The sequence below is a fragment of the Micromonospora sp. CNZ285 genome (assembly GCF_004637285.1).
Genome location: NZ_SPQD01000001.1, coordinates 3469008 through 3490467, shown reverse-complemented (window position 1 = coordinate 3490467; position 21460 = coordinate 3469008). Strand labels below are relative to the sequence as shown.

Below are 21460 nucleotides of genomic sequence, written 5' to 3'. Positions count from 1 at the left end.
AGCCCCGCAGTCGGCAGCCGAAGGAGGCACAGTGGCTGACGCGAGGAGTGAGCTTGCGAGCCCCGAACTGATCGATCTGCGGACGGACACCGTGACCCGGCCGACGCCGGGGATGCGGGCGGCGATGACCGCCGCCGAGGTGGGCGACGACGTCTACGGCGAGGACCCGACGGTCACCGCGCTGGAGACCGAGGTGGCCGCGCTGTTCGGCCACGAGGCGGCGCTGTTCGCCCCGAGCGGCTCGATGGCCAACCAGATCGCGCTCCAGTTGCACGTACCGCCCGGCGACGAGCTGCTCTGCGACGCCGACGCGCACGTGGTCACGTACGAGGTCGGTGCCGCCGCCGCGTACGGCGGGATCTCCTCGCGGACCTGGCCCGCGGTGGGCGCGGAGCTGGACCCCGACGTGGTGGCCGGGATGATCCGGCCGGACGGCTACTTCGCGGTGCCCACGCGGGCGATCGCCGTGGAGCAGACCCACAACCGGGGCGGCGGCGGGGTGATCCCGCTGCCGACGCTGCGGCGGATGCGTGAGGTCGCCGACGAGCACGGGGTGGCCCTGCACTGCGACGGCGCGCGGATCTGGCACGCGCACGTGGCCGACGGGGTGCCGCTGGCCGAGTACGGCGTGCTGTTCGACACGCTCTCGGTGTGCCTCTCCAAGGGCCTCGGCGCGCCGGTCGGCTCGCTCGTGGTGGGCAGCGCGGAGAAGATCGCCCGGGCGCGGTTCCTGCGCAAGCGGATGGGCGGCGGCATGCGGCAGGTCGGCATCCTGGCCGCGGCCGGCCGGTACGCGCTGGCGCACCACGTCGGGCGGCTCGCCGACGACCACGTGAAGGCGGCCCGGCTGGCCGAGGCGGTCGCACCGCACGGGGTGCTCGCGACGGCGGTGCGGACCAACATCGTGCCGCTGGACCTGACCAAGCACCCGCTGGACGCGCACGCGCTGGCGGCGGCCGCGCGGGCGGAGGGGCTGCTGATCTCGGTGCTCGGCCCGCGTACCGCCCGGCTGGTCACCCACCTGGATGTCACCGACGCGCAGATCGACCGCGCCGCCACCGTCCTGAACACCGCCCTGCGCGCCTGACCGCGCCTCACCGCCTCACCCTTGCCTCGTTGATCAAGGAGTTCGTGTCCTAATCCGCGCCGTGGCGGGACACAAACTCCTTGATCACTGCGGTCATGCGGGGGAGAGAGGGCCCGGGTGCGGGACCGTCAGGGGTGGAGGCGCTTCAGGGTGGCTATGTCGGCGGCGTGGCCGACGTGCTTCTCCGTGGGGGTCTCCACCAGCACGGGCACGCCGGCCGTTGCCGGATGCCGCATCAGCTCGGCGAACGCCGGCTCACCGATGGTGCCCTTGCCGATGTTCTCGTGCCGGTCCCGGGTGGAACCGCACAGGTCCTTCGAGTCGTTCGCGTGCACCAGCCGCAGCCGGTCCGCGCCCACAGTGGCGACCAGCGTGTCGAGCGTGGCGGTCATGCCGCCCTCGGCGGCCAGGTCGTGACCGGCCGCCCAGGCGTGACAGGTGTCGAAGCAGACCCCGAGCATCGGGTGCCGGTCGACCGCGTCCAGGTAGGGGCCGAGGTGTTCGACCCGGGACGCCAGTGACCGGCCGCCCCCGGCGCTCGGCTCGACCAGCAGCATCGGCCCGCCGGTGGCCGCGACCTCGTCGAGCAGCGGGAGCAGCGCCTCCCGGACCTGCCGCAGGGCCGCCTCGGCGTGACCGGCGTCGACGGCGCTGCCGGCGTGGAACACCACACCCTCGGCGCCGATCGCCCGGCCCCGGCGCAGCGCGTGCGCCAGGGTCTCGGCCGACCGGGTCACGGTCGCCGGGGTGGGGGAGCCGAGGTTCACCAGCAGCGACGCGTGGATGAACACGGGCAGGCCGCGCTCGCCGCACCCGTCGCGGAACGACGCGTCCTGCGCCGGGTCGCCGGCTGGCAGCGCCCAGCCCCGCGAGTTCGAGACGTAGACCTGCACCACCTCGGACCCGGCCGCGTCCGCGTACGGCAGGGCCGCCCGGGCCAGGCCGCCGGAGGTGGGGGTGTGCGACCCCACCCGGCGGCGGCCGTCACATCCGCTCACAGGCACGTCACCGTGATCGTCGTACCCGGCGGCACCGGCGTGTTCTCGGCCGGGTTCTGGATCCGGACGATGCCGTTCGGGTTGAGCTGGACGTTGACCGGGAAGCCCTGGCTCTCCAGCGTCTGCTTGGCCTGCTGGCAGGGCATGTCGATCACCCGGGGCACGGCCACCTGCGGCGGGCCCTTGCTGATCTCCAGCTTGACCTGGGTGCCCTTCTCCACGCCGGTGCCGTCGGCCGGGCTCTGGCCGAGGATCTCGTCCTTCGGCTTGTCGGAGTCCTTGACGTTCTCCACCGGCTTCAGCCCGAGCTGCGCGAGGATGGTGCGCGCCTCGGTGAGGCTCTTGCCGACCAGGTTGGGCACCGTCACCGGCGCGCGACCCTTGCTGAGGATCACCGTCACCTTCGCCCCGGGCTTGACCACTGTGCCCACCTTCGGGTCGGTGGCCAGCACCACACCCGCCGGCAGGGCGTCGTCGTACCGGGAGGAGCCCTTGGCCACGACCAGGTTGACGCCCTCCAGCTCGGCCTGGGCCAGCGCGTAGTCCTTGCCCACCACGTCCGGCACCGGCAGCCGCTCCGGACCGAGCGACAGGGTCAGCGTGATCGTGCCGCCCTTGACGATCCGCGCGGCCGAGCCGGGATCCTGCCCGAGCACCATGTCCTTGGGGACGTTCTCGTCGTAGCGCGGTGCGGCGTACCGCAGCGTGAAGCCGCCGCGCTCGGCCCGCGCCTCCGCGTCGGCCTTGGTCAGGCTCACCAGCTGCGGCGCGACCGTGTAGCGGCCCACGCCGAACCACCAGCCACCCCCGGCGGCGACCAGGCCGAGCACCACGACCACCGCGGCGACGGCCAGCCGTCCGCGCGGCGAGCCCATGATCCGGGTACGCAGGGCGGCGAACCCGGTCCCCGGAACGTCCTCCTCGACGGCGCGGCGCCGGTGCGGGCGCTGCGCGGCACCGCTCTCGGGCAGCCGGGCCCACGCCGGGCGCTCGACCGGCTGGAGCGCGGCCACCATCTGGGTCGGCTGGCTCAGGACCGCGGTGTCGTCACTGAGCTGCGGCAGCACGGTGGTGTGCGCCTGCGGGTCGCCCAGCTGGTCGCGGACCGCCTGCACCTCGCTCAGCAGCGCCGCGGCGTCGGCCGGGCGGCCGGCCGGATCCCGCCGGGTGGCCCGGGCGACGAGCGCGTCGAGGGCCGGCGGCAGCGTCGGCACCAGCGTCGACGGCGCCGGTACGTCCCGGTCGACGTGCTGCCACGCGACCTCCACCGGACGGTCGCCGTCGTAGGGCACCCGGCCGGTGAGCATCTCGAACAGCACGATGCCGGCCGAGTAGACGTCGGTGCGCGGGTCCGCGTGGCCCTGGGTGACCAGCTCCGGCGCCACGTACGCCACGGTCGCCATGAGCTGGTTGCCGTTCTCGTCCTCGGCGCTGGCCTCGACGGCCCGGGCCAGCCCGAAGTCGGCCACCTTGACCACGCTGTCGACCAGGTTGCGGCTGCCGCCGGTGGGCACCTCGGCGACCAGCACGTTCTCCGGCTTGACGTCGCGGTGCACCAGGCCGGCCCGGTGGGCGGCGGCGAGCGCGGCGAGCATCTGCTCGGTGATCGCGAGTGCCTCGTCCGGGTTCAGCCGGCGGCGTTCGGCGAGCACGTCGCGCAGCGTGCGGCCGCGGACGTACTCCATCACCAGGTACGGCAGGCCGGCGTGGATGCCCTGGTCGTAGACCGCCACCACGTTCGGGTGGGTGAGCCGGGCGATCGTCTTCGCCTCGTCGGTGAAGCGTTCGACGAAGCCGGCCATCCGGGCCCGGGCCTGCGGCGCCTGGGTCGGGTGAATGATCTTGACCGCCACGGTGCGCTCCAGGCGCTCGTCGGTGGCGGTGTACACGGTCGCCATGCCGCCACGGGCGACGCGCCCGCGAATGCGGTAGCGCCCCTCGATCAGCGAGCCCAGCAACGTGTCGGCGACCTGTGTGTCCATCGGCAGGCAGTCTATGTGTCGGAAGGGTGAAGGTAGAACAGGATGCTACCGCCGGGTTGCGACACGGGGGGACCGCCACGGTGCGGGGTGCCGCGCGCCGCGCCCGGCGGGCACGTGGCAGGGTGGTCGGGTGACCGATTCCGTACCCGCCGAGACCGGCCCCGACCTGGCCGGACCGGCCGACCCGGCCGGCTGGCTGACGCTGCCCGACGTGGCCGAGCGCCTGGACCTGTCGATCAGCAAGGTGCACCAGATGATCCGCGACCGCGAACTGATCGCGGTGCGCCGCGACGGCGTCCGCCGGATCCCGGCCGACCTGGTGGCCAACCGCACCGTGCTCAAGCATCTGCCCGGCGTGCTCAACCTGCTCGCCGACGCCGGGTACGACGACGAGGAGGCGCTGCGCTGGCTCTACCGGGAGGACCCCAGTCTTCCCGGTACCCCCGCCGTAGCCCTCGGCGGCGACCTGGCCCGCGAGGTCAAACGCCGAGCCCAGGCCGTCGCCTTCTAACCCTCCCACCCTCCCGTCTTCGTCGATCATGAAGTTGGCGGCACGATCGGAGATCGACTTCGCCGCCAACTTCATGATCGACGCCACGCCACATGACAGGGGTCAGGCGGGGCGGCGGGTGGCGGCGATGGCCAGGTCGACCAGGGCCTGGCGGGCCTCGGTGTCCAGGTCGACAGCGGTGAGCGCGGCCAGGGCGCTATCGGTGAGCGCGGCGATGTGCCGCTCGGCCCGCTCCAGCGCGCCGCTGCTGGTGATCAGCTCGCGCAGCCGGTCCACCCCGGCCGCGTCCAGGTCCGGTACGCCGAGCCCGGCCAGCAGCGCCTCCCGGCCGGCCGGGTCGAGCGTCTCCAGGGCCGCCGCCACCAGGTACGTCCGCTTGCCCTCGCGCAGGTCGTCGCCGGCCGGCTTGCCGGTGCGCTCCGGGTCGCCGAACACCCCCAGCACGTCGTCGCGGAGCTGGAACGCCTCACCCAGCGGCAGCCCGTACGCCGAGTAGGCGGCGTGCACCTCGGGCGGCGCGCCGGCCAGCGCGGCGCCCAGCAGCAGCGGACGTTCGACCGTGTACTTCGCCGACTTGTACCGGGCCACCTTCGCGGCCCGGTCCAGCGAGGTGTCCCCGGTGGCCTGGGTCAGCACGTCCAGGTACTGCCCGACGGTCACCTCGGTGCGCATCTCGTCGAAGACCGGCCGGGCCCGGGCCACGGTGGCCGGCGGCAGACCGGAGGAGTGCAGCAGCTCGTCGGACCAGACCAGGCACAGGTCGCCCAGCAGGATCGCCGCGGCGTCGCCGAAGGAGTCCGCGTCGCCGCCCCAGCCGGCCGTACGGTGCCGGGCGGCGAACCGCCTGTGCATCGCCGGCTCGCCCCGCCGGGTGTCCGACCGGTCCATCAGGTCGTCGTGGATCAGCGCGCTGGCCTGCACGAACTCCAGCGCCGCCAGGGTGGCGACGACCTGGTCGGAGTCGACCCCGCCGGCGCCCCGGTAACCCCAGTAGCCGAACGCCGGGCGCAGCCGCTTGCCGCCGCCCAGCACGAACGCCTCGATCGCCTCGGCGACGGGCAGCAGGCCGTCGTCGACGGCGGTCAGCCAGCCGCGCTGGCCGGCGAGGAACTCGGTGAGCGCCTTGTCGATCCGCTGGCGCAGGCCGGCACGGTCGACGGGGGAAACGGGAGCAGCGTGGGTCACGCCACGACGCTAGCGGTTCACACCCGTTCGCGCCGTGCCCGGCGTCCCGGCGTGCCTCGTGGCTCACCTGCCCGGACGGTCGCGCAGGTGGCGCGGCACGCCGGACGGCAGGTACGGGCGGGCCGCGGTGACCAGTCGCGCGTACCCCCGGGTGGCCGGCACGGGCGGCGCGTGCGCCAGGCCGCGACGGAACGCGGTGAGCTGGCCCACGGCCCGGGCGGACCCGGACCGGACCGCGTCGAGCAGCGCCTCGCCGGCCACCGCGCACGCCTCGGGCACCGTGCCCAGGCCCAGGTGGCCGCGGGCCAGCCAGCCGCCGTAGACGGCCGACCGGCGCGGGCGGCCCGGCGCGCCCACCACCGGCGTCAGCAGCGGTACGGCGGCGGCCGGGCGGTCCAGCGCGACGAGCGTGCGCCCGGTCATCGCCGCCAGTTCGGCCGCGTCGAGCCAGTAGAGCCAGGGCGGCTCCCGGCCGGGCTCCGGCGTGCCCGCCCGATCCGCCCCGGCCAGCGCCTGATCGGCGGCGCGGGGACGCCCGGCGAGCGCGGCGGCGAGCGCCACCCGGTGCAGCAGCAGCGCCCGCAGACCGGGCGTGGCGGTGACGCGGGCGGCGGCGTACCCGATCCGGGCCAGGACCAGCGCGCCGGCCGGGTCGCCGGCGTCGGCCAGCAGGTGACTGGCCGACGCGAGCACGTGCCCGGCCAGCGGCGGCTGCCCGGCGGCCACCGCCGCCCGCAGCGCCAGCCGGTACGCGACCAGGCCACCGCCGGGGTCGCCGGCGTCGGCGGCCAGCCAGCCGGCGAGCTGCGCCGACTCGGCGAGCGCGGGCAGCATCGCGCGCCGGCCGGCGGGCCCGGCGCGCCGGTAGCCGCGGACCGCGTGCCGCAGCCGCCGGGCGCCGTGCCCGGCGAGGTCGCCGCCGCCGAGCAGGTCGTCCCAGCGCCGCAGCGTGGCGAGCGTCACCCGATCCGCCGGGTGACCACGACCGGCGGGCTCGTCCGGCCCGCGCGGGACGCCGAGCGACAAGGTCTCGTCCGCCGGCGGGCGCCCGTCGTCCCGCCCGGGACGGCCGTGCCGCGGCGGCGCGGCGGCGAACGGAGCGGCCAGCGTGCGGCCGCCCGGGTCGGCCGCCCAGCGGTACGCGAGCGTGAGCAGGGCCAGCCGGGCGCGGGAGCCGGCCGGGTCGACGATCGCGGGCGCCACGCCCAGCCGGCGGCTGCGGGCGGCGGCCCCGGCCAGCACGTCGCCCGGCACCCCCAGGACAGTCGCCAGCCAGGCGGACCAGAAGTCGCCGGGAAGCCGCAGCTGGCGCTCCCAGCGGGACACCTCGTTGCGGGTCAGCGTGGGCACGCCCGAGGCGGCGCAGAGCTCGTCGGCCAGCCGCTGCTGGCTCCAGCCACGGGCGGCCCGCAACTCGGCCAGCAGCGGCCCGAGCAGGCGCGGGCCCGGCGGCGGGGACGGGATCATCGGAACCTCCGGGGCGACGGCGCGGATGGCGACGCGGACGCCCGGCCAGTGGTGGCGCCGGCGCGTCGCCGTCGTGGCGACCCCCGCGCGGGCCCCCGGAACGGCCGTCGGCCGCCCCACCGCGCTGCCGCATTTCTACCCCCGGGGTACGACGTCGCGCCGGGACAGGTGTTCGCGGGCTGGGAAGATTCCCGATGCGGCGTGCCGTCCCGGTTACAGTCGGTCCGTGGCGCTCGGTCTTCCCTCGGTCCTTCCCAATCCCCAGCCGGCCATCGGGGAGCTGATCCGTGACGGCCGCCCCACGTTCTCCTTCGAGTTCTTCCCGCCGAAGACACCGGCCGGGGAGAAGCTGCTCTGGCAGGCCATCCGTGAGCTGGAGTCGCTGCGGCCCTCGTTCGTGTCGATCACCTACGGCGCGGGCGGCTCGACCCGCGACACCACGGTGGCGGTGACCGAACGGATCGCCACCGAGACGACGCTGCTGCCGATGGCGCACCTGACCGCGGTGAACCACTCGGTCGCCGAGCTGCGGCACGTGATCGGCCGGCTGGCCTCGGTCGGGGTGCGCAACGTGCTGGCCGTGCGGGGCGACCCGCCGGGCGACCCGGGCGGCGAGTGGATCGCCCACCCCGAGGGCGTCCGGTACGCCGAGGACCTGGTCCGGCTGGTCCGCGACAGCGGCGACTTCAGCGTCGGCGTGGCCGCGTTCCCGTACAAGCACCCGCGCTCGCCGGACGTGGACAGCGACACCGCGCACTTCGTCCGCAAGTGCCGGGCCGGCGCGGAGTTCGCGATCACCCAGATGTTCTTCGACGCCGACGACTACCTGCGCCTGCGCGACCGGGTGGCCGCCGCGGGCTGCGACACCCCGATCCTGGCCGGGGTGATGCCGGTGACCCAGATCGGCACCATCGAACGCTCGGTACAGCTGTCCGGCGCGCCGTTCCCGCCCGCGCTGGCCGAGCGGTTCGAGCGGGTGGCCGACGACCCGGAGGCGGTACGCCGCCTCGGCGTCGAACAGGCGAGCGAGATGTGCGAGAAGCTGCTCGACGAGGGCGTGCCGGGGATCCACTTCATCACCCTCAACCGGTCCACTGCGACCCGGGAGGTGTGGCAGCGGCTGCGCGCCGCCGCACGGGTGTGACCACCCGCCACACGAACCCCGCGCCGTGCTTCTACGGTTGATCCGTGGTGGGCACACAGCTGAACTGGGACCAGTACGCGACCGCGTGGGCGCGGCTGCACGGCGGCTTCGATCCGCGTACCGCCGCGCCGGTGGTGCGTGCCTGGCTGCGCTTCGCCTACCACGTGGGCTACGTGCTGGGCCGGCTGCGCGTCGGCCCCACCCCGGTGACCGTGTTCGGGGTGCTGCTCTGCTTCTGCGTACCCCTGTTCGTGGAGCGGCCCGGCAACGGACCGTTCCTGGGCGCGTTGTTCGTGCTGCTGGCGGCGGTGGCCGACAGCGTCGACGGCGCGGTGGCGGTCGCGACCGGCCGCACCACGCGGCTGGGCTACGTGTACGACTCGGTCGCCGACCGGCTCGGCGAGGTGGCCTGGCTGGTCGCGTTCTGGCTGCTCGGCGCGCCGGGCGCGCTGGTCGCGGCGGCCGGTGGGCTGTCCTGGCTGCACGAGTACGTGCGGGCGCGCGCGGTCTCGGCGGGGATGCGGGAGATCGGCGCGGTGACGGTGGGGGAGCGGCCCACCCGGGTCTGCGTGGCGCTGGTCGGGCTGCTGGTCGCCGGGCTCACCGGGCTGATCGACGCCGACCTGACCGCCGGCACCATCACCATGGCCACCACTGTCTGGGTGCTGCTCGCCGGGTTCGGCCTCGGCCAGTTGCTCTCCGCCGTCCGCCGCGCCCTGGTCGACGCCGGCTGACCGCCGCGCGCCCCTGCGGCGGTCAGCGACACCTCACCAGGCCGGGCCGACCGCCTCGGCGACGATCTCCGCGGACAACGTGACCATGGGCAGCCCGCCGCCCGGGTGACTGGAGCCGCCGACCAGCCAGAGCCCGGCGACCGGGCCCCGGTTGGCCGGGCGCAGCAGCCCGCCCGCGGTGCCGTAGATCGCCCCGCCCGGCGCGCCGGTGGCCGCGTCCAGGTCGGCCGGGGTACGGATCTCCCGGAACACCAGCCGGTCCCGCACGTCGGCGCCGCGCTCGGCCAGCACGTCCAGGATCCGGTCCGCGTACGCCTCGGCCAGGCCCGGCCGCCGCCAGTTCACCGCGCTCGCGGCGGTGCCGTGCCGGGGCGCGTTGACGAGCACGAACCACGCCTCGTGGCCGTCCGGGCGGACCGCCGGGTCGTCGGCGGCGGTGACGAACACGGTCGGGTCGGGCGCCGGCCGGGCCCGCACCCCGCGACCCGGGTCGCCGAACACGGCGTCGAACTCGGCGTCGTAGTCGCGGGGGAAGAACACGGTGTGGTGGGCCAGCCCGGAGTCGCCGCGTACGCCCAGCAGCAGCACGAACCCGGCCAGGCTGCGGTCGGTGAGCGCGGCCAGCCGGCGCGGGTCGGGCAGCAGGTCCCGGTAGAGGGTGAGCGCGTCCACGTTCGCCACCACCACGTCAGCCGGAACCGGCGCGGCCATCCCCGCCACGCGTACCCCGTGCACCCGCCCGCCCGCGGCGTCGATCCGGGTGACTGTGGCGTCGGTGCGCATCACCACGCCCAGGTCCAGGCAGCGCGACAGCAGCGCGTCGGCGAGCGTGCCCAGCCCGCCGCGCAGGTACCAGCCGCCGTACGCCAGCTCGGCGTAGGGGACGGCGACGAGCGCGGCCGGGGCGCGGCGCGGGTCGGCGCCGGTGTACGTGGCGTACCGGTCCAGCAGCATCCGCATCCGCGGGTCGGACAGGTGACGGCGGCCCAGCCCGCGCAGGCTGCGGCCGGGGCCGATGGCGGCCAGGTCGCCCAGCCGCCAGGCCAGCGCGGCCAGGTCGCGGGGCGAGTCGACGGTACGGCGCAGGATGTCCCGGTGCGAGGCCGCCCACACCCGGCCGGCGCGCCGCCACAGCCCGCGCCAGTCGGCGGCGGACCGGTCCCCGAACGCGGCGCCGATCCGGGCGGCGAACTCGTCCGGGTCGGCGCAGGAGTCGAGCGCCTGCCCGCCGCCGGGGAAGACGTGTCGCACGATCGGGTCCAGCGGGACCAGGTCGAGGTATTCGTCGAGCTTCGCCCCGGTCGCCTCGAACAGGTCGTGGAAGACCTGCGGCAGGGTGAACAGGCTCGGCCCGGTGTCGAAGTGCCACACCCCCTCCGGGGTGTGGTGGGCGTACCGGCCGAGCTTCCCCCCGACCGTGCCGGCCCGTTCGAGGACGGTGACCTCGTGCCCGGTGACCGCGAGCCGGGCGGCGGTGGCGAGCCCGCCCACCCCGGCGCCGATGACCACGATGCGCGCCATGGCGTGCCCCTCCTAGGTGACCGGGCGACCCCGCCAGGTGAGCCGGTGTCGCTTCCGCAGATGGTACGACCGGACGGTCAGCCAACCGAGGACCACGACCGACACGGGGTGGCCCAGCGCGTCGGGCCACGCCCGCCCGCCGGTGGCGCGGGCGCTGACCACCCGCCCGGCGACCCCGGCCAGGTAGGCCAGGAACGCCACGGCGGCCACCGCCGGCGCGCCGGCGAGCAGCGCCCCGGCGGCCAGCAGCGGCGGCGCGACGTAGAGCGCGACCAGCAGCGCCAGCACGGCCGCCGCGGCGGCGGGGTGCCCGAACGTCGCCCACAGCGACTTCGTGTAGCCGTCGCGCAGCTGCGGCCAGGTGTCGTACATCCGGCAGGACGCCAGCCGGGACCCGTCGGCGAGCGCGATCCGCCCGCCGGCCCGCTTCACCGCCCGGGCCAGCTCGATGTCCTCCAGCACCTTGTCGGGCACCGCCGCGTGCCCGCCGGCCCGCAGGTAGCCGGCCCGGTCCACGACCAGGAACTGCCCGCCCGCCGCGGCCAGCGACGGCCGCCGCGAGCGTTCCATCGCGCGCAGTGGCAGGAACGTCAGCCACAACCACTGCAACAACGGCTGCACCAGCCGGTCCGCCGCCGTCCGCACCACGATCCGGGGGTACGGCGACAGCAGCGCCGCGTCGGCCGCGCGCAACTCGGTCACCGCCGCCGCCACCGCGTCCGGGGTGAGCACCACGTCCGCGTCGACGAAGGCCAGCACCGCCGGTTCCGGGGCGGTCCGGGTGGCGAGCTGCCAGCAGGCGTGCGGCTTGCCCAGCCAGCCCGGCGGCGGGGCGACGCCGGTGAGCAGCGTGAGGCGGGGGTCGTCGCCTGCCACCGCGCGGACCACGTCGGCGGTGCCGTCGGTCGAGCCGTCGTCGAGCACCACGATCCGCAGGTCCGGCACGCCGCGCTGGGCCAGCAGCGCGCGCAGGCACGGGGTGACCCGTTCGGCCTCGTCGCGCAGCGGCAGCAGCACCGCCACCGGCTCGGTCACCTCGGCCGGGCCGGCGGCCGGGCGGCGCAGCCAGGCGAACGCGTTGACGAGCGTGTGCCCGGTGAGCGCGGCGACCGCCACGGCCAGCGCGAGGGCGGCGATCATGCCGGGGCGTCGACGCGCGGCGCCGGCTCCGGCGTGCCGGCCCGGCCACGCCGGCGGGCCCGCCACAGCGTCACCGCCAGCGGCACCGCCGCCACCGCCATCCCGGCCGCGCCCCACAGCGCCGACGCGGGCAGCCGCAGGAACACCGCGTGCGCCAGCACGCTGGAGGCGTACGTCCAGAGGTAGAGCGCGAACATCGGGGCGTCGCGGCCGTCGACCCGGTCCGCCGACGGCCCGGCGAGCGGGCGCAGCGCGACGGCGAGCAGTACCGCGAAGCCCAGCCAGCCCAGGTAGTTGCTGACCGGGATGCCGGGCAGCCCGGGCAGTGCCGGGGTGGCGTCGAGCCAGGTCCAGTAGCCCTCGGCCACCATCTGCGGGTCGAGGAACAGGTCCCAGGCGGCCAGCCCGACCGCCGAGAGCGCGATCCGGGCGGCCCGGGAACGGACCAGCCGGATCGCGGTGAGCCAGGCCGGCCAGGCCATCCAGGTCCAGGCGAGCGGGATGATCAGCGGTACCCCGGCCAGCTTCGGGCCCAGCTCGCCGGAGTAGTCGTAGCTGCCGAACGGGAATCCGGTGGCCACGCCGATCGCCTCCACCGCGAACCCGCCGCCGGTGACGACAGCGACCAGCGCGGCGGCGGTGCGGACGCCCCGGGTGAGCAGCGCGTGGCCGACCGAGAGCAGCCAGCCGAGCACCACTGTGGCCACCGTGAGCCCGGCCCGGGTCGCGCCGCCGGTGAGCGGGTAGCAGATCTGGGCGAGCACCAGCACGGCCAGCAGCGCCCAGGGCAGCCGGGCCCTCACGACGCTTCCGGTTCGCGGCTGCGGTGCTCGCAGGACCGGCTCACTCCTCGCGCTCATGACCCGTCCGGCGGGGGCAGTGGCAGGTCCCGGCCGAGCACGCCGAACGGCCGCTCGTCGCCGGGGAAGTGGAAGTGCCGCAGGACGTCGACGAAGCCGAATCGGCGGTACAGCCGCCAGGCCCGGGACTTCTCCTCGTCGGCCTCCGGCGTGGACAGCAGCGTGGTGTCGCCCTCGGCCACGGCGAGCAGCGCGCGCAACTGGCGGGCGCCCAGGCCGTGCCCCTGCGCGGGCGGGCGGACGTGCAGCTCGACCACCTCGAACGGGTGGGCCAGCCAGCGCTGCCGGGCCTGCGCGTTCAGCGCCCGGTGCACCTGGTCGTGCCACCACTGCCCGGTGGCGCCCCGGTAGCCGTACCCGAAACCGGCCAGGTGTCCCTCGCTGGTCAGGCTGGCGACGGCGCGGAAGCCGGGCCGTCGCACGTGGGTGGCGATGTAGCCGCGGCGGGCCTCCAGCAGGTCGGGCCGGTAGCCCATCGCCTCGCCGTAGACGGCCACCACGTCGTCCAGCCGCCGGACCAGGTCGTCCGGTGTCCACCGCACCAGCCTCATGCGTGCCCTCTCGCCGTCTCCGGGGCGCCCTCGGCGGCCCAGCCCAGCACCGTACGGTCGCCGACCACGTCGCCCACCGCGAACCGCGCGAACAGTTCCTCCGCGTACCAGCCCTCGGTGGGGGTGCGGGTGATCGCGGCGCGGTGCTCCGGGGAACGGTACGCGAACGCGACCAGGTCCGCCGGTTCGCGCCACACGCTCACCGTGCCCTGCCAGCCCAGCGGCGCCTCACCGACGCCGAACCGGGCGAGCAGTCCGGGCGCGGCGTGCAGCGCGCCGGCGACCGGCGGGATCGCCCGCCAGAACGTGGCCGCCCGGCGGGTCCGCAGCCGGGCCCGGGTCAGCGCCAGCACCGGCCCGGTGACCCGCCCACCCGGCGGCGCGCCGAACGGCTCCCGGCCGGACCACCGGCCGCGGCTGGTCAGCGGGCGCAGGTCGACCCGTACCGCGGCGCGGGCGATCCGGGCCCAGGAGCGGGCGACCGGGGAGGCGTCGAAGCCGGCCGCGTCGGCGGGGGAGTCCCACACCACGAGCGCGGCCCACCGGGTCAGGTCGGCGTCGCCGGGGCCGAAGCCGGTGCCGGTCCCGGTGCCGAGCAGCTTGGCGAAGCGGACGCCGGGCAGGCGGCGCAGCCGGGCCGGGTGGGTGGCCATCCGGCCCAGCACACCGGGTACGGCCCGGCGGGGCACACGCCACACGTGCAGCGTGACGAGTCCGGGGTTCACGCCACCTCGGCCGGGGTGCCGGCGGTGATCCGCAGCAGTTCCGCGTACGTGGTGGGGAACACCGCCCGGGGTACGCCGCCGGCGGCCCACACCTCGTCGTACCCGGCCAGTGCGGTGTCCACGACGGTGCGCAGCGGAGCGGGGTGGCCGACCGGTGCGACGCCGCCGATCACCTGCCCGGTGTGCCGCTTGACGAACTCCGGGGTGGCCCGGCGCAGGTGGGTCACGCCCAGCGTGGCGGCCAGCCCGGCGGTGTCCACCCGGTGCGCGCCGGAGGTGAGCACCAGCAGCGGCGCGTCGTCCGCGTCGAAGATCAGCGAGTTGGCGATGGCGCCGACGGCGACACCGAGCGCCTCGGCCGCCGCGGCGGCGGTGTGCACCGCGTCGGGCAGCAGTCGGACGAGGCTGGCCTCGCCCGATCCGTTCCGCGCGCCCGCGTCGTCGAGCGCGCGCTGCACCGCCTGCACGTTCGGGTGTGGCTGCATGTACCCATTCTTCCCCCACCCCGGGACGGCCCCGCCGGGGGCCGTCGCCCTCCCGTGCGTCCCCGGCGCGTCACACGTTGCGTTTTCGTCGGTGGGGAGGTGTACTGTCAGGGTAGTTAGAACGAGTGTTCGATTCGGCTTGAGCGGCAAGCGGCTCAGCTCCCCGGCTGGCCCGCTCCGCTTCGAGCCGGTCGCGCACTCGTCGAACGCTCCGGAAGCGGTGTTTCGCGGCACCGGCTTCCGGGAGGTGCGGCACCGCGGGCCGCACCGGGTCTCGGACAGTCGCGAGTCCGGGCCCGTCAGGCAGGTCGTCGCCCGCCGCCCACGACCCCCGGGCGGCGGGCGACGGACCCGCCGGCACGCCGGCCGGGTGTGGGTGTGGGGAAGCGTCCACATCCGGCCGGCCGCCACCTGAAAGGTGCGTCTTCCTCCGCACCGACCGCTCCGGGCGACCGGGCGACGTTCCCCGTCGCGCGACCGCCCGCCCCGGCCACACGCGGAGGAGAGACCCATGCCGACCAGTCCGGCCCAGGCGCCCACGGTGCCCGCGCACGTGCTGCCGCACCGCACCCCCGCCCAGTTGCTCGCGGTGGCCCGCGACGGGCTGGCCGAGGCCGCCCGCACCCGACCCGACGGCCTCCGGTACGCCGCCGCCCACCTCGCGGCGCTGCGCGCCGCCGCCGCCGTGCTCGCCGCCCGGGCCCGTCCCGCGCCCACCCGCCGGCACCGGATCACCAGCGTCTGGGTGCTGCTCGTCACCGTCGCCCCCGAGCTGGACGAGTGGGCCGCCTACTTCGCCGCCGGCGCGAGCAAGCGGGCCGCCGCCGAGGCCGGCATCCCCCGCGTGGTCACCGCCCGCGAGGCCGACGACCTGCTGCGCGCCGCCGAGGAGTTCGTGACGGTGGTGGAGACCGCGCTCGGCCTGGCCCACCAGCCGGCGCTCGACGGACTGCCCCGCCCGCTGCGGCTCGGCGCCTCCGACTCCCCGCCCCGGCCCGGAGCAGCCGCCGCCTGATTCGTGGCGCCCGGCCACCACCGGCGGGACCCCGGGTGGCCGGGCGCCGCACCCTCGGCACACGCGTGCCGCGCACGACACGATCCACAGCACCATCCACGGGCGGGCCCGTGGCGAAACACGACGGGGGGTTGGTCCGATGGCGGGCCGCATGGTGGTCGGTTCCGCCGCCCTGGCCGATCTGGTCCGTCCGGCGAGCGCGCCCGACCCGGCCGGCGGTCACCGGGTGCTGCCCGTCCGGGCCGAACTGACCGGGCTGCTGCCCAACCGCGGCCTGCGGCGTGGCAGCACCGTCGCGGTCGGCGCCGGCCAGCCCCGGCGCAGCGGCGCCACCTCGCTGATCCTCGCGCTGCTCGCCGAGGCGTCCCGGGCCGGCTCGTGGTGCGCGGTGGTGGGTGTACCCACCTTCGGGGCCGGCGCCGCCGCCGAGGCGGGCATCGCCCTGGACCGGCTGGCCCTGGTGCCCGACCCCGGGCCGGAGTGGCCCACAGTGGTCGCCGCGCTCATCGACGGGGTCGACGTGGTGGTCACCGCCGTGCCGGCCACCGTCTCCGCCTCGGTCGCCACCCGGCTGGCCGCCCGCGCCCGGCAGCGCGGAAGCGTGCTCGTCCCGTACGGGCGGTGGGACGGCGCGGACGTCACGCTCCAGGTGGTCCGGGGCGTCTGGCAGGGGCTCGGCGCCGGTCGCGGGCGGCTGCGCCGCCGTGAGGTGACCGTCTCGGCCCGGGGCCGGGGTGCCGCCGCCCGCCCCAAGGAGATCAAGGTGTGGCTGCCCGGCGACGAGCTGACCCGGGTGATCCCCCGCTCGGCCGGGCTCGGCGTCCCGCCCGCCGCGCCGTCGCGCCGGCTGCGCGTGGTCGCCCCACCCGCCCGTACGCTCGCCGCGGCCGGTCCGGCGTGAGCGGCGAACCGCAGCGGACGCTGCTGCTCTGGTGCCCGGACTGGCCGGTCCTCGCCGCCGAGATCGTCGACGGGGTGCCCGCCACCGACCCGGTCGTGGTGCTGCACGCCAACCGGGTGATCGCCTGCTCCGAGCGGGCCCGCGCCGAGGGCATCCGGCGCGGGTTGCGCCGCCGCGAGGCGCAGGGGCGCTGCCCGCACCTGACGGTGGTCGACCACGACCCCGGGCGGGACGTGCGCGCGTTCGAGCCGGTGGTGGCCGCCGTGGAGGAGGTGGTCGCCGGCGTCGAGGTGATCCGGCCCGGCGCCTGCGCCACGGCGGCCCGGGGGCCGAGCCGCTACCTCGGCGGCGAGGAGGCGGCGGCCGAGCGGGTCGTGGAGCACGTCGCGCAGAGCTGTGCGGTGGAGAGCCAGGCCGGCATCGCCGACGGGGTGTTCGCGGCCGGGCTGGCCGCCCGGGAGGGCCGGATCGTGGTCCCCGGCGGCACCCGCGAGTTCCTGGCCGCCCGGCCGGTCGAGGCGCTCGGCCGGCCCGCGCTGGCCGACCTGCTGCGCCGGCTCGGCGTCCGTACCCTCGGCGACTTCGCGGCGCTGCCGGCCGGGGACGTGCTGGCCCGGTTCGGTTTCGACGGGGCGCTGGCGCACCGGCTCGCCGGTGGCCGGGACGACCGTCCGCTGGCGGTCCGGCAGCCGCCCGCCGACCTGACCGTCACCGCCGACTACGACGAGCCGGTCGACCGGGTCGACGCCGCCGCGTTCGCCGCCCGCATGCTCGCCGAGCGGCTGCACGAGCGGCTGGCCGGCTACGGCCTGGCCTGCACCCGCCTCGGCATCGAGGCGGTCACCGCGCACGGTCAGGAGCTGCACCGGGTCTGGCGGCACGACGGTCTGCTCACCGCCGCGGCCATCGCCGACCGGGTCCGATGGCAGCTCGACGGCTGGCTCTCCGGCAGCAACGGCCGGGGCGGGGCGCGTCCGGCCCGGCCCACCGCCGGGATCGTCCGGTTGCGGCTGGTGCCCGACGGGGTGCTCGCCCAGGCGGGCCTGCAACCCGGGCTGTGGGGGGAGACCGGTGAGGAGCGGGAGCGGGCGCACCGCGCGCTGAGCCGGGTGCAGGGCATCCTCGGTCCCGAGGCGGTGGTCACCGCCGTGCTCGGCGGCGGGCGGTCCCCGGCCGACCAGGTGCGCCTGGTCCCGTGGGGCGACGAGCGGGTGCCCGCACGTCCCGGCCCGCCACCCCTGCCGCCCGCCGCTCCCGCTCCGGGTGCCGCGTCCGCCTCGGTCGTCGTACCGGCTGGGGGTGGTGCGGGGCGGCGGGCCGGGCGGGGCCGGGCGGTGGCCGAGCCGCCGTGGCCGGGGCGGATTCCGCCGCCGTCACCGGCCGTGGTGCTCCCCACCCCGTTGCCGGCCGACGTGCGCGACGCGGCCGGGGAACCGGTCGTGGTGAGCGCGCGGCTGGCGGTCAGCGCGGCGCCGGCCCGGCTCACCGTCGGCGACGGGCGCCCGGCCGAGATCACCGGCTGGGCCGGCCCGTGGCCGGTGGACGAGCGCTGGTGGGCGCCGGCCGAGGCGCGCCGCCGGGCCCGGTTCCAGGTGTGCCTGGCCGACGGCGCCGCCCTGCTGCTCGCGGTCGAGGGCGGGCAGTGGCTGGTGGAGGCGATCTATGACTGAGCGCCGGGAGAGATCTTGGTACGAAAGTGTCCCTCGGGGGGCCGTTTCGTACCAAGATCTCGGGCGGTCGGGTGCCGGGCGAGGCCGATGAGCTTCCACAACCCGAAGATGCCGTGGTCAAAGCTGGAGCAGGTGCTCTCCGGGCGGGCCAAGGGCGAGCGGCACCTGCACGTGGTCGACCCGCTCGCTGTCGACGCCGACGGCGGCGACTCCCCGGCCTGGAGCCGCAAGCGGCAGGAATACCGGCCGCCGGAGCTGGCCCGCCCGGACGGCGTGGTGCCGTACGCGGAGCTGCACGCGCACTCCAACTTCAGCTTCCTCGACGGGGCCAGCCACCCGGAGGAACTGGCCGAGGAGGCGGCCCGGCTCGGGCTCACCGCGCTCGCCGTCACCGACCACGACGGTTTCTACGGCGTGGTGCGCTTCGCCGAGGCGGCCCGCGCGCTGCGGCTGCCGACGATCTTCGGCGCGGAGCTGTCCCTCGGGCTGCCCGGCCCGCAGAACGGCGAACCGGACCCGCTCGGCCGGCACCTGCTGGTGCTCGCGCACGGCCACGAGGGGTACGCGCGCCTGGCCGCCACCATCTCCCGGGCCCAGCTACGCGGCGGGGAGAAGGGCCGCCCGGTCTACGGCGAGCTGGAGGAGATCGCCGACGAGTTGCGCGATCACGTGCTGGTGCTCACCGGCTGCCGCAAGGGGCACGTGCCCGCGGCGCTGCTCACCGAGGGCGTCGACGCGGCGGCCCGGGAACTGGACCGGCTCACCGCGCTGTTCGGCGCGGAGACGGTGGCGGTGGAGCTGACCGACCACGGCCACCCGGTCGACGCCGACCGCAACGACGCGCTCGCCGACCTGGCCGCCGCGGCCGGGCTGCCCACCGTCGCCACGAACAACGTGCACTACGCCACCCCGGGACGGCGTCGGCTGGCCACCACCGTCGCCGCGGTCCGGGCCCGGCGCAGCCTCGACGAGATCGACGGCTGGCTGCCCGCCGCGGCCACCGCCCACCTGCGCAGCGGCGCGGAGATGGCGGCGCGGTTCGCCGCGTACCCGGGCGCTGTGGCACGGGCCGCCGAGTACGGCGCGGAACTCGCCTTCGACCTTCAGCTCGTGGCACCGAGGCTGCCGGCGTACCCGGTGCCGCCCGGGCACACCGAGATGAGCTGGCTGCGCCGGCTGACCATGGACGGCGCCCGCGAGCGCTACGGCCCGCCCGAGGCGCACCCGGAGGCGTACGCGCAGCTGGAACACGAGCTGCGGATGATCGAAGACCTCGGTTTCCCCGGCTACTTCCTGGTGGTCTACGACATCGTCGCGTTCTGCCGCGCGCAGGACATCTACTGCCAGGGCCGGGGCTCGGCGGCCAACTCGGCGGTCTGCTACGCGCTGCGCATCACCAACGTGGACGCGGTCCGGCACCGGCTGCTGTTCGAGCGGTTCCTCGCCCCGGAACGCGACGGCCCGCCCGACATCGACGTGGACATCGAGTCCGACCGCCGGGAGGAGGTGATCCAGCACGTCTACGCCCGCTACGGCCGGGAGCACACCGCCCAGGTCGCCAACGTCATCTCGTACCGGCCCCGGTCGGCGGTGCGGGACGTGGCGAAGGCGTTCGGCTTCTCACCCGGCCAGCAGGACGCCTGGAGCAAGCAGATCGACAGGTGGGGCTCGGTCGCCGCGGTCGACGTGGCGGACATCCCCGAGCAGGTGGTCGCGTACGCCAACGAGCTGCAGACGTTCCCCCGGCACCTGGGCATCCACTCCGGCGGCATGGTGATCTGCGACCGGCCGGTGATCGAGGTGTGCCCGGTGGAGTGGGGCCGGATGCCCGGCCGCAGCGTGCTCCAGTGGGACAAGGACGACTGCGCGGCCGTCGGCCTGGTCAAGTTCGACCTGCTCGGTCTCGGCATGCTCTCGGCGCTGCACTACGGCTACGACCTGATCGGCTCCAGCCTCGACCTCGGCGACATGGACCTGGACGACCCCGAGGTCTACGACATGCTCTGCCGGGCCGACTCGGTGGGCGTGTTCCAGGTGGAGAGCCGCGCCCAGATGGCCACGCTGCCCCGGCTCAAGCCGCGCGAGTTCTACGACCTGGTGGTGGAGGTGGCGCTGATCCGGCCCGGCCCGATCCAGGGCGGCTCGGTGCACCCGTACATCAGGCGCAAGAACGGCCAGGAGCCGGTCACGTACGCGCACCCGCTGATGCGCAACGCGCTGGAGAAGACGCTCGGCGTACCGCTGTTCCAGGAGCAGCTCATGCAGCTCGCCATCGACCTGGCCGGGTTCGACGCGGCCGGCGCCGACCAGTTGCGCCGGGCCATGGGGGCGAAGCGGTCGGTGGAACGGATGGCGCAGATCGCCGACCGGCTCTACGCCGGGATGGCCGAGCGGGGCATCAGCGGCGAACTGGCCGACGACGTGTACCGCAAGCTCACCGCGTTCGCCAGCTACGGCTTCCCGGAGAGCCACGCGATGAGCTTCGCCTACCTGGTGTACGCCAGCTCGTGGCTCAAGCGCTACCACCCCGGCCCGTTCCTGGCCGCGCTGCTCAACGCCCAGCCGATGGGCTTCTACTCGCCGCAGACGCTCGCCGACGACGCCCGCCGGCACGGCGTCGAGGTGCGCCGGCCGGACATCAACGCCAGCGGCGCCAAGGCGGTGCTGGAGTCCACCCCGCAGACCCGGTGGGGCAGCGTGCCGGGCGAGCCGCCGCACGCCTGGGGGCTGGGCGGCCCGGCGGTACGGCTCGGGCTGGGCAGCGTCCGTACCCTCGGCGAGGACGTGGCCGAGCGGATCGAGGCGGAACGCGCCGCGCACGGGCCGTACCGGGACATGCCGGACCTGGCCCGCCGCGTCGGTCTCACCGCCGCGCAGCTGGAGGCGCTGGCCACCGCCGACGCGTTCGCCTGTTTCGGGCTGACCCGGCGGCAGGCCCTCTGGGCCGCCGGCGCGGCGGCCCAGGACCGGCCCGGCCGGCTGCCCGGCACGGTGACCGGCGCGGACCCGCCCACCCTGCCCGGCATGGCCGCGGTGGACCGTCTGGTCGCCGACGTCTGGGCCACCGGCCTGTCCCCGGAGAGCCACCCGGCCCGGTTCATCCGGGACCGCCTCGACGAACTGGGCGCGGTGCCGATCGCCCGCCTCGGCCAGGTGCCTCCCGGGCAGCGGATCCGGGTCGGCGGGATCGTCACCCACCGGCAGCGTCCGGCGACCGCCGGCGGCGTCACGTTCCTCAACCTGGAGGACGAGACCGGGATGCTCAATGTCACTTGCTCCCCGGGGTTGTGGCAGAGATACCGTCGAGTCGCCCGCACCAGTGGAGCACTTGTGGTGCGGGGCCGGCTGCAGCGGCACGAGGGCGTCACGAACCTCACCGCGGACCGGCTGGACGCGATCGAGCCCCCCGTCACACCGGCATCCAGGGATTTCCGTTGATGGAGTGATCCACATTACGGTTTCTCCGAGCCGGAGGCGGGAGACT

Annotated in this window: 18 protein-coding genes; 8 read left to right on the top strand and 10 right to left on the bottom strand. The window is 76.1% G+C overall.

Annotation, left to right across the window (positions count from 1 at the left end; translation table 11 throughout):
* The first annotated feature begins 67 nt into the window (after positions 1-67).
* Positions 68-1087 (top strand): GntG family PLP-dependent aldolase, encoded by a 1020-nt coding sequence (locus CLT75_RS15625; RefSeq protein ID WP_135244029.1) that lies wholly within the window; start codon positions 68-70, stop codon positions 1085-1087.
* A gap of 128 nt (positions 1088-1215) precedes the next feature.
* Here CLT75_RS15625 and CLT75_RS15620 read toward each other — a convergent pair whose 3' ends face one another.
* Both CLT75_RS15620 and pknB read right to left on the bottom strand, forming a co-directional pair.
* Positions 1216-2085: a deoxyribonuclease IV gene (locus CLT75_RS15620; protein ID WP_209310332.1), complete on the bottom strand. Its 870-nt coding sequence runs from the start codon at positions 2083-2085 to the stop codon at positions 1216-1218.
* Complete coding sequence (gene pknB / locus CLT75_RS15615; protein WP_135241311.1) at positions 2082-4067, bottom strand: Stk1 family PASTA domain-containing Ser/Thr kinase; 1986 nt, start codon at positions 4065-4067, stop codon at positions 2082-2084. The genes CLT75_RS15620 and pknB overlap by 4 nt, the downstream gene beginning before the upstream one ends.
* A 130-nt stretch (positions 4068-4197) precedes the next feature.
* Between pknB and CLT75_RS15610 the strand changes: the two genes are divergently transcribed.
* Positions 4198-4578 carry an Rv2175c family DNA-binding protein gene (locus CLT75_RS15610; RefSeq protein WP_135241310.1) on the top strand — a complete coding sequence of 127 codons (381 nt, stop codon included), beginning with the start codon at positions 4198-4200 and terminating at the stop codon, positions 4576-4578.
* A 102-nt stretch (positions 4579-4680) separates the two neighbouring features.
* Here CLT75_RS15610 and CLT75_RS15605 read toward each other — a convergent pair whose 3' ends face one another.
* Both CLT75_RS15605 and CLT75_RS15600 read right to left on the bottom strand, forming a co-directional pair.
* Positions 4681-5763, bottom strand: coding sequence for a polyprenyl synthetase family protein (locus tag CLT75_RS15605; RefSeq protein ID WP_135241309.1), 1083 nt, complete (start codon positions 5761-5763; stop codon positions 4681-4683).
* 63 nt (positions 5764-5826) lie between these two features.
* Entirely contained in the window at positions 5827-7230 is a 1404-nt protein-coding gene (locus CLT75_RS15600) for a helix-turn-helix domain-containing protein (RefSeq protein WP_135241308.1), read from the bottom strand.
* 226 nt (positions 7231-7456) lie between these two features.
* Between CLT75_RS15600 and metF the strand changes: the two genes are divergently transcribed.
* Both metF and CLT75_RS15590 read left to right on the top strand, forming a co-directional pair.
* Entirely contained in the window at positions 7457-8374 is a 918-nt protein-coding gene (gene metF, locus CLT75_RS15595) for a methylenetetrahydrofolate reductase [NAD(P)H] (RefSeq protein WP_135241307.1), read from the top strand.
* 44 nt (positions 8375-8418) lie between these two features.
* Entirely contained in the window at positions 8419-9108 is a 690-nt protein-coding gene (locus tag CLT75_RS15590; protein WP_013287633.1) for a CDP-alcohol phosphatidyltransferase family protein, read from the top strand.
* 33 nt (positions 9109-9141) lie between these two features.
* Here the strand turns inward: CLT75_RS15590 and CLT75_RS15585 are convergent, their stop codons facing one another.
* Genes CLT75_RS15585 through CLT75_RS15560 form a run of 6 tightly spaced genes read right to left on the bottom strand, consistent with a single transcriptional unit; the run spans position 9142 to position 14390 of the window.
* Positions 9142-10629 (bottom strand): phytoene desaturase family protein, encoded by a 1488-nt coding sequence (locus tag CLT75_RS15585; RefSeq protein ID WP_135241306.1) that lies wholly within the window; start codon positions 10627-10629, stop codon positions 9142-9144.
* A 12-nt stretch (positions 10630-10641) separates the two neighbouring features.
* Positions 10642-11769, bottom strand: coding sequence for a glycosyltransferase family A protein (locus tag CLT75_RS15580; protein ID WP_135241305.1), 1128 nt, complete (start codon positions 11767-11769; stop codon positions 10642-10644).
* On the bottom strand, positions 11766-12605 hold the full coding sequence (locus tag CLT75_RS15575) for a carotenoid biosynthesis protein (RefSeq protein ID WP_486485349.1): 840 nt from the start codon (positions 12603-12605) through the stop codon (positions 11766-11768). The genes CLT75_RS15580 and CLT75_RS15575 overlap by 4 nt, the downstream gene beginning before the upstream one ends.
* Before the next feature lie 20 nt (positions 12606-12625).
* Entirely contained in the window at positions 12626-13180 is a 555-nt protein-coding gene (locus tag CLT75_RS15570) for a GNAT family N-acetyltransferase (protein WP_135241303.1), read from the bottom strand.
* Complete coding sequence (locus tag CLT75_RS15565) at positions 13177-13905, bottom strand: monooxygenase (protein ID WP_135241302.1); 729 nt, start codon at positions 13903-13905, stop codon at positions 13177-13179. The genes CLT75_RS15570 and CLT75_RS15565 overlap by 4 nt, the downstream gene beginning before the upstream one ends.
* On the bottom strand, positions 13902-14390 hold the full coding sequence (locus CLT75_RS15560) for a YbaK/EbsC family protein (RefSeq protein WP_135241301.1): 489 nt from the start codon (positions 14388-14390) through the stop codon (positions 13902-13904). Before CLT75_RS15560 ends, CLT75_RS15565 begins: the two co-directional genes overlap by 4 nt.
* 511 nt (positions 14391-14901) lie before the next feature.
* Between CLT75_RS15560 and CLT75_RS15555 the strand changes: the two genes are divergently transcribed.
* From CLT75_RS15555 to CLT75_RS15540, 4 genes are all read left to right on the top strand, one after another.
* On the top strand, positions 14902-15405 hold the full coding sequence (locus tag CLT75_RS15555; protein WP_135241300.1) for an SAV_6107 family HEPN domain-containing protein: 504 nt from the start codon (positions 14902-14904) through the stop codon (positions 15403-15405).
* Between the two features lie 139 nt (positions 15406-15544).
* Positions 15545-16306: a hypothetical protein gene (locus tag CLT75_RS15550; protein ID WP_135241299.1), complete on the top strand. Its 762-nt coding sequence runs from the start codon at positions 15545-15547 to the stop codon at positions 16304-16306.
* Positions 16303-17976 (top strand): Y-family DNA polymerase, encoded by a 1674-nt coding sequence (locus CLT75_RS15545; RefSeq protein ID WP_135241298.1) that lies wholly within the window; start codon positions 16303-16305, stop codon positions 17974-17976. Before CLT75_RS15550 ends, CLT75_RS15545 begins: the two co-directional genes overlap by 4 nt.
* A gap of 87 nt (positions 17977-18063) precedes the next feature.
* Entirely contained in the window at positions 18064-21414 is a 3351-nt protein-coding gene (locus CLT75_RS15540) for an error-prone DNA polymerase (protein WP_135241297.1), read from the top strand.
* Positions 21415-21460: the final 46 nt, after the last annotated feature.

Excerpts from the sequence above, each read along its gene's own strand:
- pknB (WP_135241311.1), bottom strand. The coding sequence starts at position 4,067 with ATGGACACACAGGTCGCCGACACGTTGCTGGGCTCGCTGATCGAGGGG.
- CLT75_RS15600 (WP_135241308.1), bottom strand. The coding sequence starts at position 7,230 with ATGATCCCGTCCCCGCCGCCGGGCCCGCGCCTGCTCGGGCCGCTGCTG.
- CLT75_RS15585 (WP_135241306.1), bottom strand. The coding sequence starts at position 10,629 with ATGGCGCGCATCGTGGTCATCGGCGCCGGGGTGGGCGGGCTCGCCACC.
- CLT75_RS15580 (WP_135241305.1), bottom strand. The coding sequence starts at position 11,769 with ATGATCGCCGCCCTCGCGCTGGCCGTGGCGGTCGCCGCGCTCACCGGG.
- CLT75_RS15570 (WP_135241303.1), bottom strand. The coding sequence starts at position 13,180 with ATGAGGCTGGTGCGGTGGACACCGGACGACCTGGTCCGGCGGCTGGAC.
- CLT75_RS15560 (WP_135241301.1), bottom strand. The coding sequence starts at position 14,390 with ATGCAGCCACACCCGAACGTGCAGGCGGTGCAGCGCGCGCTCGACGAC.
- CLT75_RS15555 (WP_135241300.1), top strand. The coding sequence starts at position 14,902 with ATGCCGACCAGTCCGGCCCAGGCGCCCACGGTGCCCGCGCACGTGCTG.
- CLT75_RS15550 (WP_135241299.1), top strand. The coding sequence starts at position 15,545 with ATGGCGGGCCGCATGGTGGTCGGTTCCGCCGCCCTGGCCGATCTGGTC.
- CLT75_RS15540 (WP_135241297.1), top strand. The coding sequence starts at position 18,064 with ATGAGCTTCCACAACCCGAAGATGCCGTGGTCAAAGCTGGAGCAGGTG.